Genomic DNA, 14,265 nt, shown 5'->3' on the forward strand with positions numbered 1-14,265 from the left:
TGATGTCTTCTGTTTCTACATCGGGGTCTGGCGCACCTAAGTCGTCATTCAGCTTCGGGCGTATCTGGGATCAGTACGGCATGCTGGTGGTGTTTGCGGTGCTCTTTATCGCCTGTGCCATTTTTGTCCCAAATTTTGCCACCTTCATTAATATGAAAGGGTTGGGCCTGGCAATTTCCATGTCGGGGATGGTGGCTTGTGGCATGTTGTTCTGCCTCGCTTCCGGTGACTTTGACCTTTCTGTCGCCTCCGTAATTGCCTGTGCGGGTGTCACCACGGCGGTGGTTATTAACCTGACTGAAAGCCTGTGGATTGGCGTGGCAGCGGGGTTGTTGCTGGGCGTTCTCTGTGGCCTGGTCAATGGCTTTGTTATCGCCAAACTGAAAATAAATGCTCTGATCACGACATTGGCAACGATGCAGATTGTTCGAGGTCTGGCGTACATCATTTCAGACGGTAAAGCGGTCGGTATCGAAGATGAAAGCTTCTTTGCCCTTGGTTACGCCAACTGGTTCGGTCTGCCTGCGCCAATCTGGCTCACCGTCGCGTGTCTGATTATCTTTGGTTTGCTGCTGAATAAAACCACCTTTGGTCGTAACACCCTGGCGATTGGCGGGAACGAAGAGGCCGCGCGTCTGGCGGGTGTACCGGTTGTTCGCACCAAAATTATTATCTTTGTTCTCTCAGGCCTGGTATCAGCGATAGCCGGAATTATTCTGGCTTCACGTATGACCAGTGGGCAGCCAATGACGTCGATTGGTTATGAGCTGATTGTTATCTCCGCCTGCGTTTTAGGTGGCGTTTCTCTGAAAGGTGGCATCGGAAAAATCTCATATGTGGTGGCGGGTATCTTAATTTTAGGCACCGTGGAAAACGCCATGAACCTGCTTAATATTTCTCCTTTCGCGCAGTACGTGGTTCGCGGCTTAATCCTGCTGGCAGCGGTGATCTTCGACCGTTACAAGCAAAAAGCGAAACGCACTGTCTGATGCTTTTTTCTGCAACAATTTAGCGTTTTTTCCCACCATAGCCAACCGCCATAACGGTTGGCTGTTCTTCGTTGCAAATGGCGACCCCCGTCACACTGTCTATACTTACATGTCTGTAAAGCGCGTTCTGCGCAACACAATAAGAAAAGAGAAGGAGGAGAACCGGGTGACAGAACCGTTAACCGAAACCCCTGAACTATCCGCGAAATATGCCTGGTTTTTTGATCTTGATGGAACGCTGGCGGAAATCAAACCGCATCCCGATCAGGTCGTCGTGCCTGACAATATTCTGCAAGGACTACAGCTACTGGCAACCGCAAGTGATGGTGCATTGGCATTGATATCAGGGCGCTCAATGGTGGAGCTTGACGCACTGGCAAAACCTTATCGCTTCCCGTTAGCGGGCGTGCATGGGGCGGAGCGCCGTGACATCAATGGTAAAACACATATCGTTCATCTGCCGGATGCGATTGCGCGTGATATTAGCGTGCAACTGCATACAGTCATCGCTCAGTATCCCGGCGCGGAGCTGGAGGCGAAAGGGATGGCTTTTGCGCTGCATTATCGTCAGGCTCCGCAGCATGAAGACGCATTAATGACATTAGCGCAACGTATTACTCAGATCTGGCCACAAATGGCGTTACAGCAGGGAAAGTGTGTTGTCGAGATCAAACCGAGAGGTACCAGTAAAGGTGAGGCAATTGCAGCTTTTATGCAGGAAGCTCCCTTTATCGGGCGAACGCCCGTATTTCTGGGCGATGATTTAACCGATGAATCTGGCTTCGCAGTCGTTAACCGACTGGGCGGAATGTCAGTAAAAATTGGCACAGGTGCAACTCAGGCATCATGGCGACTGGCGGGTGTGCCGGATGTCTGGAGCTGGCTTGAAATGATAACCACCGCATTACAACAAAAAAGAGAAAATAACAGGAGTGATGACTATGAGTCGTTTAGTCGTAGTATCTAACCGGATTGCACCACCAGACGAGCACGCCGCCAGTGCCGGTGGCCTTGCCGTTGGCATACTGGGGGCACTGAAAGCCGCAGGCGGACTGTGGTTTGGCTGGAGTGGTGAAACAGGGAATGAGGATCAGCCGCTAAAAAAGGTGAAAAAAGGTAACATTACGTGGGCCTCTTTTAACCTCAGCGAACAGGACCTTGACGAATACTACAACCAATTCTCCAATGCCGTTCTCTGGCCCGCTTTTCATTATCGGCTCGATCTGGTGCAATTTCAGCGTCCTGCCTGGGACGGCTATCTACGCGTAAATGCGTTGCTGGCAGATAAATTACTGCCGCTGTTGCAAGACGATGACATTATCTGGATCCACGATTATCACCTGTTGCCATTTGCGCATGAATTACGCAAACGGGGAGTGAATAATCGCATTGGTTTCTTTCTGCATATTCCTTTCCCGACACCGGAAATCTTCAACGCGCTGCCGACATATGACACCTTGCTTGAACAGCTTTGTGATTATGATTTGCTGGGTTTCCAGACAGAAAACGATCGTCTGGCGTTCCTGGATTGTCTTTCTAACCTGACCCGCGTCACGACACGTAGCGCAAAAAGCCATACAGCCTGGGGCAAAGCATTTCGAACAGAAGTCTACCCGATCGGCATTGAACCGAAAGAAATAGCCAAACAGGCTGCCGGGCCACTGCCGCCAAAACTGGCGCAACTTAAAGCGGAACTGAAAAACGTACAAAATATCTTTTCTGTCGAACGGCTGGATTATTCCAAAGGTTTGCCAGAGCGTTTTCTCGCCTATGAAGCGTTGCTGGAAAAATATCCGCAGCATCATGGTAAAATTCGTTATACCCAGATTGCACCAACGTCGCGTGGTGATGTGCAAGCCTATCAGGATATTCGTCATCAGCTCGAAAATGAAGCTGGACGAATTAATGGTAAATACGGGCAATTAGGCTGGACGCCGCTTTATTATTTGAATCAGCATTTTGACCGTAAATTACTGATGAAAATATTCCGCTACTCTGACGTGGGCTTAGTGACGCCACTGCGTGACGGGATGAACCTGGTAGCAAAAGAGTATGTTGCTGCTCAGGACCCAGCCAATCCGGGCGTTCTTGTTCTTTCGCAATTTGCGGGAGCGGCAAACGAGTTAACGTCGGCGTTAATTGTTAACCCCTACGATCGTGACGAAGTTGCAGCTGCGCTGGATCGTGCATTGACTATGTCGCTGGCGGAACGTATTTCCCGTCATGCAGAAATGCTGGACGTTATCGTGAAAAACGATATTAACCACTGGCAGGAGTGCTTCATTAGCGACCTAAAGCAGATAGTTCCGCGAAGCGCGGAAAGCCAGCAGCGCGATAAAGTTGCTACCTTTCCAAAGCTTGCGTAGGAGCGGTTAATCTCCCGTAAGTGGAACTAACAGCACATCGACCTCACTTGAGGCAATAACTCTTTTCGCCGAGCAGGATGCTCGCGAAAAGAAACTGTGATTGTGATTACCGCAAATCACCAAATCGAAATGATGCTTGTGACATACTTCCAGAATATGTTCGCTTAACTCACCGTAGGCAATAAACGTCTTGTCAACGGGATACCCCGCATCCTGAATTAACTTATCAAGAAAGCTTTGCGTTTCTTCATGCATCACGCTGCGTAAATCTTCAAGCATCGGCGCAGCTAATTGATTGTACATTTCCGGGTCGGAAGCGAGAGTAATTAAACTGATGTGTCCCTTTACTGGCCTGGCGATAGATACCGCTTTTGCCAGCAGTTGCTGACTTTCCGGTGTAACCGCAACAGCGACAAGAATATTGCTATAGCTCATAACCTGTTCCTTATTCTGTGAACTTCAGGTGACATTAAAGCTTTACTCCTAATGGAGAAACGACGCAATCCCAACTCGGTCAAACAGGTAAATATTAGTCTGATTATTAGTAAAGATAATTAATCAATCACTCCCGGTGATCATATAATTTCAAATGTAATTATAAGAAAATAGTGTACTGATTCTCCGCATTAAACAAGTGGTTAATATATGTAAAACATTTCATTAACATTAAGTTGATTGTTGCCTTTCTTTGTATTTAATTAGTTTGTTGTGCGGTAAGTGTCTGTTTAAAAATAGCTTATCTGGTATTGCATGAAAGTGATTATTTATAGCAGATGATTATTTACGGTGAGTTATTTTGACTGTGCGCAACATCCCATTTCGATTATTCCTGTTTCATTTTTGCTTGCTAGCGTAGCGAAAAACTTTTTAACAGATTGAAATACACCCAAAACAAAAGTATGACTTATACATTTATGTTAAGTAATTGAGTGTTTTGTGTGATCTGCATCACGCATTATTGAAAATCGCAGCCCCCCTCCGTTGTATGTGCGTGTAGTGACGAGTACAGTTGCGTCGATTTAGGAAAAATCTTAGATAAGTGTAAAGACCCATTTCTATTTGTAAGGACATATTAAACCAAAAAGGTGGTTCTGCTTATTGCAGCTTATCGCAACTATTCTAATGCTAATTATTTTTTACCGGGGCTTCCCGGCGACATCACGGGGTGCGGTGAAACCGCATAAAAATAAAGTTGGTTATTCTGGGTGGGAATAATGCATACCTCCGAGTTGCTGAAACACATTTATGACATCAACTTGTCATATTTACTACTTGCACAGCGTTTGATTGTTCAGGACAAAGCGTCCGCTATGTTTCGTCTCGGCATAAATGAAGAAATGGCGACAACGTTAGCGGCACTGACTCTTCCGCAAATGGTTAAGCTGGCAGAAACCAATCAACTGGTTTGTCACTTCCGTTTTGACAGCCACCAGACGATTACTCAGTTGACGCAAGATTCCCGCGTTGACGATCTCCAGCAAATTCATACCGGCATCATGCTCTCAACACGCTTGCTGAATGATGTTAATCAGCCTGAAGAAGCGCTGCGCAAGAAAAGGGCCTGATCATGAGTGAAAAAAGCATTGTTCAGGAAGCGCGGGATATTCAGCTGGCAATGGAATTGATCACCCTGGGCGCTCGTTTGCAGATGCTGGAAAGCGAAACACAGTTAAGTCGCGGACGCCTGATAAAACTTTATAAAGAACTGCGCGGAAGCCCACCGCCGAAAGGCATGCTGCCATTCTCAACCGACTGGTTTATGACCTGGGAACAAAACGTTCATGCTTCGATGTTCTGTAATGCATGGCAGTTTTTACTGAAAACCGGTTTGTGTAATGGCGTCGATGCGGTGATCAAAGCCTACCGTTTATACCTTGAACAGTGCCCACAAGCAGAAGAAGGACCACTGCTGGCATTAACCCGTGCCTGGACATTGGTGCGGTTTGTTGAAAGTGGATTACTGCAACTTTCCAGCTGCAACTGCTGCGGCGGCAATTTTATTACCCACGCTCACCAGCCTGTTGGCAGCTTTGCCTGCAGCTTATGTCAACCGCCATCCCGGGCAGTAAAAAGACGTAAACTTTCCCAGAATCCTGCCGATATTATCCCACAACTGCTGGATGAACAGAGAGTACAGGCTGTTTAACTGATACGGTGAGGCGCAACATTCCAGCAGCGGTAACGACGTACCGCTGCTTTTTTTTGCCCCAATCGCGCGTTAACGCCTGACGACTGAACATCCTGTCATGGTCAACAGTGGAAGGATGATGTCGTGCTTATCTTATTAGGTTACCTGGTTGTTCTCGGTACAGTTTTCGGCGGTTATTTGATGACCGGTGGAAGCCTTGGAGCACTCTATCAACCCGCTGAACTGGTGATTATTGCCGGTGCAGGGATTGGGTCGTTTATCGTCGGCAATAATGGCAAAGCGATTAAAGGCACGCTGAAGGCGCTGCCGTTGCTGTTTCGTCGCTCCAAATACACCAAAGCAATGTATATGGATCTGCTGGCTCTGCTTTATCGGTTGATGGCGAAATCGCGGCAGATGGGGATGTTTTCGCTGGAACGTGATATTGAAAATCCCCGTGAGAGCGAGATCTTCGCCAGCTACCCACGCATCCTCGCGGATAGCGTCATGCTTGATTTTATCGTCGATTATCTGCGCCTGATTATCAGCGGTCACATGAACACCTTCGAAATCGAAGCTCTGATGGATGAAGAGATTGAGACGCACGAAAGCGAGGCAGAAGTCCCGGCGAACAGTCTGGCGCTGGTCGGGGACTCACTTCCGGCGTTTGGTATTGTTGCGGCTGTAATGGGGGTCGTTCACGCGTTAGGTTCAGCCGATCGTCCTGCCGCCGAGCTGGGTGCGCTTATCGCACATGCGATGGTGGGGACTTTCCTCGGCATTTTATTGGCTTACGGATTTATTTCCCCATTAGCGACTGTTTTACGTCAGAAAAGCGCCGAAACCAGCAAAATGATGCAGTGCGTCAAAGTCACTCTGCTTTCTAATCTGAACGGTTACGCACCGCCTATCGCCGTTGAGTTTGGTCGCAAAACGCTCTATTCCAGCGAACGTCCGTCGTTTATTGAACTGGAAGAGCATGTGCGTGCGGTGAAAAATCCGCAACAACAGACGACAACCGAGGAAGCATGAAGAATCAAGCGCATCCGATTATTGTCGTCAAACGACGCAAAGCCAAAAGCCACGGGGCAGCACATGGATCGTGGAAGATTGCTTATGCCGACTTTATGACTGCGATGATGGCCTTTTTTCTGGTGATGTGGCTGATCTCCATCTCCAGCCCAAAAGAGCTGATTCAGATTGCGGAGTACTTCCGGACTCCACTGGCGACTGCGGTTACGGGCGGCGATCGCATTTCTAATAGTGAAAGCCCAATTCCCGGCGGTGGTGATGATTACACCCAAAGCCAGGGGGAAGTGAATAAGCAGCCGAACATCGAAGAGCTGAAAAAACGCATGGAGCAAAGTCGATTGCGGAAATTGCGGGGTGATCTCGACCAGTTGATAGAGTCCGATCCGAAACTGCGGGCGTTACGTCCCCATCTCAAAATCGATCTGGTCCAGGAAGGTCTACGTATTCAGATCATCGATAGCCAGAATCGCCCGATGTTTAGAACCGGCAGTGCCGATGTCGAACCCTATATGCGCGACATTCTGCGCGCCATTGCGCCTGTACTGAACGGTATTCCCAACCGTATTAGCCTTTCAGGTCATACCGATGATTTCCCCTACGCCAGCGGTGAGAAAGGATATAGCAACTGGGAGCTTTCTGCCGATCGGGCCAATGCATCCCGCCGCGAACTGATGGTCGGAGGGTTGGATAGCGGCAAAGTGTTACGTGTCGTCGGCATGGCGGCAACGATGCGCTTAAGCGATCGCGGACCTGATGATGCCGTCAACCGTCGCATCAGCCTGCTGGTACTGAACAAACAAGCCGAACAGGCCATTTTGCATGAAAACGCCGAAAGCCAGAATGAGCCAGTAAGCGCCCTGGAAAAACCTGAGGTTGCACCACAGGTCAGTGTTCCCACAATGCCATCAGCCGAACCGAGGTGACAGCGTGAGCATGGATATAAGCGATTTTTATCAGACATTTTTTGATGAAGCGGACGAACTGTTGGCTGACATGGAGCAGCATTTGCTGGTTTTGCAGCCGGAAGCGCCAGATGCCGAACAATTGAATGCCATCTTTCGGGCTGCCCACTCGATCAAAGGAGGGGCAGGAACTTTTGGCTTCAGCGTTTTGCAGGAAACCACGCATCTGATGGAAAACCTGCTCGATGAAGCCAGACGAGGTGAGATGCAACTCAACACCGACATTATCAATCTGTTTTTGGAAACGAAGGACATCATGCAAGAACAGCTCGACGCTTATAAACAGTCGCAAGAGCCGGATGCCGCCAGCTTCGATTATATCTGCCAGGCCTTGCGTCAACTGGCATTAGAAGCGAAAGGCGAAACGCCATCCGCAGTGACCCGATTAAGTGTGGTTGCCAAAAGTGAACCGCAAGATGAGCAGAGTCGCAGTCAGTCGCCGCGACGAATTATCCTTTCGCGCCTGAAGGCCGGGGAAGTCGACCTGCTGGAAGAAGAACTGGGACATCTGACAACGTTAACTGACGTGGTGAAAGGGGCGGATTCGCTCTCGGCAATATTACCGGGCGACATCGCCGAAGATGACATCACAGCGGTACTCTGTTTTGTGATTGAAGCCGATCAGATTACCTTTGAAACAGTAGAAGTCTCGCCAAAAATATCCACCCCACCAGTGCTTAAACTGGCAGCCGAACAAGCGCCAACCGGCCGCGTGGAGCGGGAAAAAACGACGCGCAGCAATGAATCCACCAGCATCCGTGTAGCGGTAGAAAAGGTTGATCAATTAATTAACCTCGTCGGCGAGCTGGTTATCACCCAGTCCATGCTTGCCCAGCGTTCCAGCGAACTGGACCCGGTTAATCATGGTGATTTGATAACCAGCATGGGGCAGTTACAACGTAACGCCCGTGATTTGCAGGAATCAGTGATGTCGATTCGCATGATGCCGATGGAATATGTTTTTAGTCGCTATCCCCGGCTGGTGCGTGATCTGGCGGGAAAACTCGGCAAGCAGGTAGAACTGACGCTGGTGGGCAGTTCTACTGAACTCGACAAAAGCCTGATAGAACGCATTATCGACCCGCTGACCCACCTGGTACGCAATAGCCTCGATCACGGTATTGAACTGCCAGAAAAACGGCTCGCCGCAGGTAAAAACAGCGTCGGAAATTTAATTCTGTCTGCCGAACATCAGGGCGGCAACATTTGCATTGAAGTGACCGACGATGGGGCGGGGCTAAACCGTGAGCGAATTCTGGCAAAAGCGGCCTCGCAAGGTTTGACTGTCAGCGAAAACATGAGCGACGACGAAGTCGCGATGCTGATATTTGCACCTGGCTTCTCCACGGCAGAGCAGGTCACCGACGTCTCCGGGCGCGGCGTCGGCATGGACGTCGTTAAACGTAATATCCAGAAGATGGGCGGTCATGTCGAAATCCAGTCGAAGCAGGGTACTGGCACTACGATCCGCATTTTACTGCCGCTGACGCTGGCCATCCTCGACGGCATGTCCGTACGCGTTGCGGATGAAGTTTTCATTCTGCCGCTGAATGCTGTTATGGAATCACTGCAACCCCGTGAAGCCGATCTCCATCCACTGGCCGGCGGCGAGCGGGTGCTGGAAGTGCGGGGTGAATATCTGCCCATCGTCGAACTGTGGAAAGTGTTCAACGTCGCGGGCGCGAAAACCGAAGCCACCCAGGGAATTGTGGTGATCTTACAAAGTGGCGGTCGCCGCTACGCCTTGCTGGTGGATCAATTAATTGGTCAACACCAGGTTGTGGTTAAAAACCTTGAAAGTAACTATCGCAAAGTCCCCGGCATTTCTGCTGCGACCATTCTTGGCGACGGCAGCGTGGCACTGATTGTTGATGTCTCCGCCTTGCAGGCGATAAACCGCGAACAACGTATGGCGAACACCGCCGCCTGAATGAGTAAAAAGGTAACAATATGACCGGTATGACGAATGTAACAAAGCTGGCCAGCGAGCCGTCAGGCCAGGAATTTCTGGTATTTACCCTTGGTGATGAAGAGTACGGTATTGATATCCTGAAAGTGCAGGAGATCCGTGGCTACGATCAGGTAACACGGATTGCGAACACGCCAGCGTTTATCAAAGGCGTCACGAATCTGCGCGGCGTTATTGTGCCGATTGTTGACTTACGAATTAAGTTCAGCCAGGTGGATGTGGACTATAACGACAACACGGTAGTTATCGTCCTGAATCTCGGACAGCGGGTGGTCGGCATCGTGGTTGACGGCGTCTCAGACGTGCTTTCATTGACGGCGGAGCAAATTCGTCCGGCACCGGAATTTGCCGTGACGCTTTCAACAGAATATCTCACTGGACTGGGCGCACTGGGCGACCGGATGTTGATTCTGGTGAACATCGAAAAACTGCTGAACAGCGAAGAGATGGCGCTGTTAGATAGCGCGGCGTCAGAAGTGGCGTAATTCTCCCGATTTCCTCAATTGAAATGAACCCGATGATCTGCGCATCGGGTTTTTTATTTCAATTTCGCGGCGGGTGGCATCAGCAATAAAGTTTCCCCCCTCCTTGCCGATAACGAGATCAACTTGTTTTCAGGAAGGTGCCTTATGATTAACCGTATCCGCGTAGTCACGCTGTTGGTAATGGTGCTGGGGGTATTCGCACTGTTACAGCTTATTTCCGGCAGTCTGTTTTTTTCTTCCCTTCACCATAGCCAGAAGAGCTTTGTGGTTTCCAATCAATTACGGGAACAGCAGGGCGAGCTGACGTCAACCTGGGATTTAATGCTGCAAACGCGCATTAACCTGAGTCGTTCAGCGGTACGGATGATGATGGATTCCTCCAATCAACAAAGTAACGCCAAAGTTGAATTGCTCGATAGCGCCAGGAAAACATTGGCGCAGGCAGCGACGCATTATAAAAAATTCAAAAGCATGGCACCGTTACCTGAAATGGTCGCTACCAGTCGTAATATTGATGAAAAATATAAAAACTATTACACAGCGTTAACTGAACTGATTGATTATCTAGATTATGGCAATACTGGAGCTTATTTCGCTCAGCCAACCCAGGGAATGCAAAATGCAATGGGCGAAGCGTTTGCTCAGTACGCCCTCAGCAGTGAAAAACTGTATCGCGATATCGTCACTGACAACGCAGATGATTACCGATTTGCCCAGTGGCAACTGGCGGTTATCGCGCTGGTGGTGGTATTGATTCTGCTGGTGGCGTGGTACGGCATTCGCCGTATGTTGCTTACTCCGCTGGCAAAAATTATTGCTCACATTCGCGAAATCGCCGGTGGTAACCTGGCGAATACCCTGACCATTGACGGGCGCAGTGAAATGGGCGACCTGGCGCAGAGCGTTTCACATATGCAACGCTCTTTGACTGACACCGTCACTCATGTCCGCGAAGGTTCAGATGCCATCTATGCCGGTACCCGTGAAATTGCGGCGGGCAACACCGATCTTTCCTCCCGTACTGAACAGCAGGCATCCGCGCTGGAAGAAACTGCCGCCAGCATGGAGCAGCTCACCGCGACAGTGAAGCAAAACGCCGATAACGCCCGCCAGGCCTCGCAACTGGCGCAAAGTGCCTCCGACACCGCCCAGCACGGCGGCAAAGTGGTGGATGGCGTAGTGAAAACGATGCATGAGATCGCCGATAGTTCGAAGAAAATTGCCGACATTATCAGCGTTATCGACGGTATTGCCTTCCAGACTAATATCCTCGCGCTGAATGCCGCGGTTGAAGCCGCGCGTGCGGGTGAACAGGGCCGTGGTTTTGCCGTGGTGGCGGGTGAAGTGCGTAATCTTGCCAGTCGCAGCGCCCAGGCGGCAAAAGAGATCAAAGCCCTCATTGAAGACTCCGTCTCACGCGTTGATACCGGTTCGGTGCTGGTCGAAAGCGCCGGGGAAACAATGAACAATATCGTCAATGCTGTCACTCGCGTGACTGACATTATGGGCGAGATTGCATCGGCATCGGATGAACAGAGCCGTGGCATCGATCAAGTCGCATTGGCGGTTTCGGAAATGGATCGCGTCACGCAACAGAACGCATCGCTGGTGCAGGAATCAGCTGCCGCCGCCGCTGCGCTGGAAGAACAGGCGAGTCGTTTAACGCAAGCAGTTTCCGCGTTCCGTCTGGCAGCCAGCCCACTCACCAATAAACCGCAAACACCATCCCGTCCTGCCAGTGAGCAACCACCGGCTCAGCCACGACTGCGAATTGCTGAACAAGATCCAAACTGGGAAACATTTTGACGAGTATTTACTAACGCGGTCATTGCCGCCTGATGGGGAGCGTTGATGTTTAATCGTATTCGAATTTCGACCACGCTGTTTTTAATTTTGATTCTCTGCGGGATCTTGCAGATTGGCAGTAACGGCATGTCTTTTTGGGCATTTCGCGACGATTTGCAACGACTGAATCAGGTCGAGCAGAGCAATCAGCAACGTGCGGCATTAGCGCAAACTCGGGCGGTAATGTTACAGGCCAGTACCGCGCTGAACAAAGCGGGCACTCTGACGGCACTTAGCTATCCGGCGGATGACATTAAAACGTTGATGACGACGGCGCGCGCCAGTCTGACGCAATCCACCACGCTGTTTAAAAGTTTTATGGCGATGACTGCGGGCAACGAGCACGTCAGGGGATTGCAAAAAGAGACGGAGAAAAGTTTTGCCCGCTGGCACAACGATCTCGAACATCAGGCGACCTGGCTTGAAAGTAATCAACTTTCGGATTTCCTCACTGCGCCGGTGCAGGGATCACAGAATGCGTTTGACGTTAACTTTGAGGCCTGGCAGCTGGAGATCAACCATGTGCTGGAAGCCGCCAGTGCGCAAAGCCAGCGTAACTATCAGATTTCGGCACTGGTGTTTATCAGCATGATTATTGTTGCGGCGATCTACATCAGCAGTGCGCTGTGGTGGACGCGCAAGATGATTGTTCAACCACTGGCCATTATCGGTAGCCATTTTGACAGCATTGCTGCGGGTAATCTGGCGCGTCCGATTGCGGTATATGGTCGTAATGAGATCACCGCCATTTTTGCCAGTCTGAAGACCATGCAGCAGGCTTTGCGTGGGACGGTAAGTGATGTGCGTAAGGGAAGCCAGGAGATGCACATTGGTATCGCGGAGATTGTCGCAGGCAATAACGATCTCTCAAGTCGTACCGAACAGCAGGCGGCATCGCTGGCACAAACGGCCGCCAGTATGGAGCAATTAACCGCCACGGTAGGGCAAAACGCCGATAACGCACGACAGGCGTCGGAACTGGCAAAAAATGCCGCGACAACGGCGCAGGCGGGCGGTGTTCAGGTCAGTACCATGACTCACACCATGCAGGAGATCGCCACCAGCTCGCAAAAAATTGGCGACATTATCAGCGTTATCGACGGAATTGCTTTCCAGACCAATATTCTGGCCCTGAATGCGGCAGTGGAAGCGGCTCGCGCCGGAGAGCAGGGGCGTGGTTTTGCGGTAGTGGCAGGTGAAGTGCGCAATCTTGCCAGCCGTAGCGCGCAGGCAGCAAAAGAGATCAAAGGGCTGATCGAAGAGTCAGTCAATCGTGTCCAGCAGGGTTCGAAACTGGTGAATAACGCCGCCGCGACCATGATCGATATTGTCAGTTCGGTGACCCGCGTGAACGACATTATGGGAGAAATTGCCTCTGCGTCGGAAGAACAACAGCGGGGGATTGAGCAGGTTGCACAGGCTGTCAGCCAGATGGATCAGGTGACTCAGCAGAACGCCTCGCTGGTAGAAGAAGCGGCGGTGGCAACGGAACAACTGGCGAATCAGGCCGACCATCTTTCGTCGCGTGTGGCGGTATTTACCCTTGAAGAACATGAAGTAGCACGACATGAGTCGGTGCAGTTACAAATTGCGCCAGTGGTATCCTGAAGTGATTGAGAAGGCGCTATGACTTCATCTCTGCCCTGTGGGCAAACGTCTTTATTGTTACAGATGACCGAGCGCCTGGCGCTTTCCGACGCGCATTTTCGGCGGATAAGTCAATTGATCTATCAACGAGCCGGGATCGTTCTGGCTGACCATAAACGCGACATGGTTTACAACCGACTGGTTCGTCGTTTGCGTTCGCTGGGACTGACGGATTTCGGTCATTATCTGAACTTGCTGGAATCTAATCAGCACAGCGGTGAGTGGCAGGCGTTTATCAATTCGCTGACCACGAATCTGACGGCATTTTTCCGTGAGGCACATCATTTCCCTCTGCTCGCGGATCACGCACGTCGCCGTTCTGGCGAGTATCGCGTATGGAGCGCGGCGGCTTCGACCGGCGAAGAGCCGTACAGCATTGCGATGACGCTGGCTGACACATTGGGCACCGCGCCCGGACGCTGGAAAGTGTTTGCCAGTGATATCGACACCGAAGTGCTGGAAAAAGCCAGAAGCGGTATCTATCGCCATGAAGAGTTGAAAAACCTGACGCCGCAGCAACTGCAACGGTATTTCATGCGAGGGACGGGGCCGCATGAAGGGCTGGTACGCGTGCGTCAGGAGCTGGCGAACTATGTTGATTTTGCCCCGCTGAATCTACTGGCGAAACAGTACACCGTGCCGGGGCCGTTTGATGCGATCTTCTGTCGTAACGTCATGATCTACTTCGATCAAACTACCCAGCAGGAGATTTTGCGCCGCTTTGTTCCGCTCCTTAAACCCGACGGATTGCTGTTTGCGGGTCACTCTGAAAACTTTAGCCACCTTGAGCGCCGCTTCACGCTGCGTGGTCAGACGGTGTATGCGCTAAGTAAGGATTAACG

At 50.7% G+C, this 14,265-nt stretch carries 13 protein-coding genes; 12 read left to right on the plus strand and 1 reads right to left on the minus strand.

All coding sequences use genetic code 11. The features are described 5' to 3' along the window. Positions 1-2: 2 nt before the first annotated feature. From araH to otsA, 3 genes are all read left to right on the plus strand, one after another. Positions 3-989 (plus strand): arabinose ABC transporter permease AraH, encoded by a 987-nt coding sequence (araH, locus tag KXD89_RS09070; protein ID WP_000100205.1) that lies wholly within the window; start codon positions 3-5, stop codon positions 987-989. Between the two features lie 166 nt (positions 990-1,155). Then, the gene (otsB, locus tag KXD89_RS09075) at positions 1,156-1,956 is read left to right on the plus strand and encodes a trehalose-phosphatase (RefSeq protein ID WP_001295645.1); all 801 of its coding nucleotides are present in this window, start codon (positions 1,156-1,158) and stop codon (positions 1,954-1,956) included. Beyond that, positions 1,931-3,355 (plus strand): alpha,alpha-trehalose-phosphate synthase, encoded by a 1,425-nt coding sequence (gene otsA / locus KXD89_RS09080; protein ID WP_001295646.1) that lies wholly within the window; start codon positions 1,931-1,933, stop codon positions 3,353-3,355. The genes otsB and otsA overlap by 26 nt, the downstream gene beginning before the upstream one ends. A 6-nt stretch (positions 3,356-3,361) precedes the next feature. Here otsA and uspC read toward each other — a convergent pair whose 3' ends face one another. Beyond that, the gene (gene uspC, locus KXD89_RS09085; RefSeq protein WP_000122416.1) at positions 3,362-3,790 is read right to left on the minus strand and encodes a universal stress protein UspC; all 429 of its coding nucleotides are present in this window, start codon (positions 3,788-3,790) and stop codon (positions 3,362-3,364) included. Between the two features lie 779 nt (positions 3,791-4,569). On the opposite strand from uspC, the gene flhD reads away from it, so the two are divergent. The 9 genes from flhD (at position 4,570) to cheR (ending at position 14,263) form a co-directional block, all read left to right on the plus strand. Continuing rightward, positions 4,570-4,920 carry a flagellar transcriptional regulator FlhD gene (gene flhD, locus KXD89_RS09090; RefSeq protein ID WP_001295647.1) on the plus strand — a complete coding sequence of 117 codons (351 nt, stop codon included), beginning with the start codon at positions 4,570-4,572 and terminating at the stop codon, positions 4,918-4,920. Between the two features lie 2 nt (positions 4,921-4,922). Further along, a complete protein-coding gene (gene flhC, locus KXD89_RS09095; protein ID WP_001291603.1) occupies positions 4,923-5,501 on the plus strand; it encodes a flagellar transcriptional regulator FlhC in 579 nt (192 codons plus the stop codon). A gap of 126 nt (positions 5,502-5,627) precedes the next feature. Further along, positions 5,628-6,515 (plus strand): flagellar motor stator protein MotA, encoded by an 888-nt coding sequence (gene motA, locus KXD89_RS09100; protein WP_000906340.1) that lies wholly within the window; start codon positions 5,628-5,630, stop codon positions 6,513-6,515. Next, a complete protein-coding gene (gene motB, locus KXD89_RS09105) occupies positions 6,512-7,438 on the plus strand; it encodes a flagellar motor protein MotB (RefSeq protein ID WP_000795630.1) in 927 nt (308 codons plus the stop codon). Before motA ends, motB begins: the two co-directional genes overlap by 4 nt. Positions 7,439-7,442: 4 nt before the next feature. After that, entirely contained in the window at positions 7,443-9,407 is a 1,965-nt protein-coding gene (gene cheA / locus KXD89_RS09110) for a chemotaxis protein CheA (RefSeq protein ID WP_001350517.1), read from the plus strand. A gap of 20 nt (positions 9,408-9,427) precedes the next feature. Continuing rightward, positions 9,428-9,931: a chemotaxis protein CheW gene (cheW, locus tag KXD89_RS09115; RefSeq protein ID WP_000147302.1), complete on the plus strand. Its 504-nt coding sequence runs from the start codon at positions 9,428-9,430 to the stop codon at positions 9,929-9,931. Positions 9,932-10,075: 144 nt separating this feature from the next. Then, on the plus strand, positions 10,076-11,737 hold the full coding sequence (tar, locus tag KXD89_RS09120; protein ID WP_001297437.1) for a methyl-accepting chemotaxis protein II: 1,662 nt from the start codon (positions 10,076-10,078) through the stop codon (positions 11,735-11,737). A 45-nt stretch (positions 11,738-11,782) separates the two neighbouring features. Continuing rightward, on the plus strand, positions 11,783-13,384 hold the full coding sequence (tap, locus tag KXD89_RS09125; RefSeq protein ID WP_000483239.1) for a methyl-accepting chemotaxis protein IV: 1,602 nt from the start codon (positions 11,783-11,785) through the stop codon (positions 13,382-13,384). A gap of 18 nt (positions 13,385-13,402) precedes the next feature. Then, on the plus strand, positions 13,403-14,263 hold the full coding sequence (gene cheR / locus KXD89_RS09130) for a protein-glutamate O-methyltransferase CheR (protein WP_000204337.1): 861 nt from the start codon (positions 13,403-13,405) through the stop codon (positions 14,261-14,263). The last annotated feature ends 2 nt before the right edge of the window (positions 14,264-14,265 follow it).

Source organism: Escherichia sp. TC-EC600-tetX4 (assembly GCF_019356055.1).
Lineage (GTDB): Bacteria > Pseudomonadota > Gammaproteobacteria > Enterobacterales > Enterobacteriaceae.

What these genes read in the sequence shown, in the direction of transcription:
- flhD (WP_001295647.1), top strand. Translation starts at nt 4,570, where the DNA reads ATGCATACCTCCGAGTTGCTGAAACACATTTATGACATCAACTTGTCA.
- araH (WP_000100205.1), top strand. Translation starts at nt 3, where the DNA reads ATGTCTTCTGTTTCTACATCGGGGTCTGGCGCACCTAAGTCGTCATTC.
- cheW (WP_000147302.1), top strand. Translation starts at nt 9,428, where the DNA reads ATGACCGGTATGACGAATGTAACAAAGCTGGCCAGCGAGCCGTCAGGC.
- flhC (WP_001291603.1), top strand. Translation starts at nt 4,923, where the DNA reads ATGAGTGAAAAAAGCATTGTTCAGGAAGCGCGGGATATTCAGCTGGCA.
- motB (WP_000795630.1), top strand. Translation starts at nt 6,512, where the DNA reads ATGAAGAATCAAGCGCATCCGATTATTGTCGTCAAACGACGCAAAGCC.
- cheR (WP_000204337.1), top strand. Translation starts at nt 13,403, where the DNA reads ATGACTTCATCTCTGCCCTGTGGGCAAACGTCTTTATTGTTACAGATG.
- tap (WP_000483239.1), top strand. Translation starts at nt 11,783, where the DNA reads ATGTTTAATCGTATTCGAATTTCGACCACGCTGTTTTTAATTTTGATT.
- otsA (WP_001295646.1), top strand. Translation starts at nt 1,931, where the DNA reads ATGAGTCGTTTAGTCGTAGTATCTAACCGGATTGCACCACCAGACGAG.
- uspC (WP_000122416.1), bottom strand. Translation starts at nt 3,790, where the DNA reads ATGAGCTATAGCAATATTCTTGTCGCTGTTGCGGTTACACCGGAAAGT.
- tar (WP_001297437.1), top strand. Translation starts at nt 10,076, where the DNA reads ATGATTAACCGTATCCGCGTAGTCACGCTGTTGGTAATGGTGCTGGGG.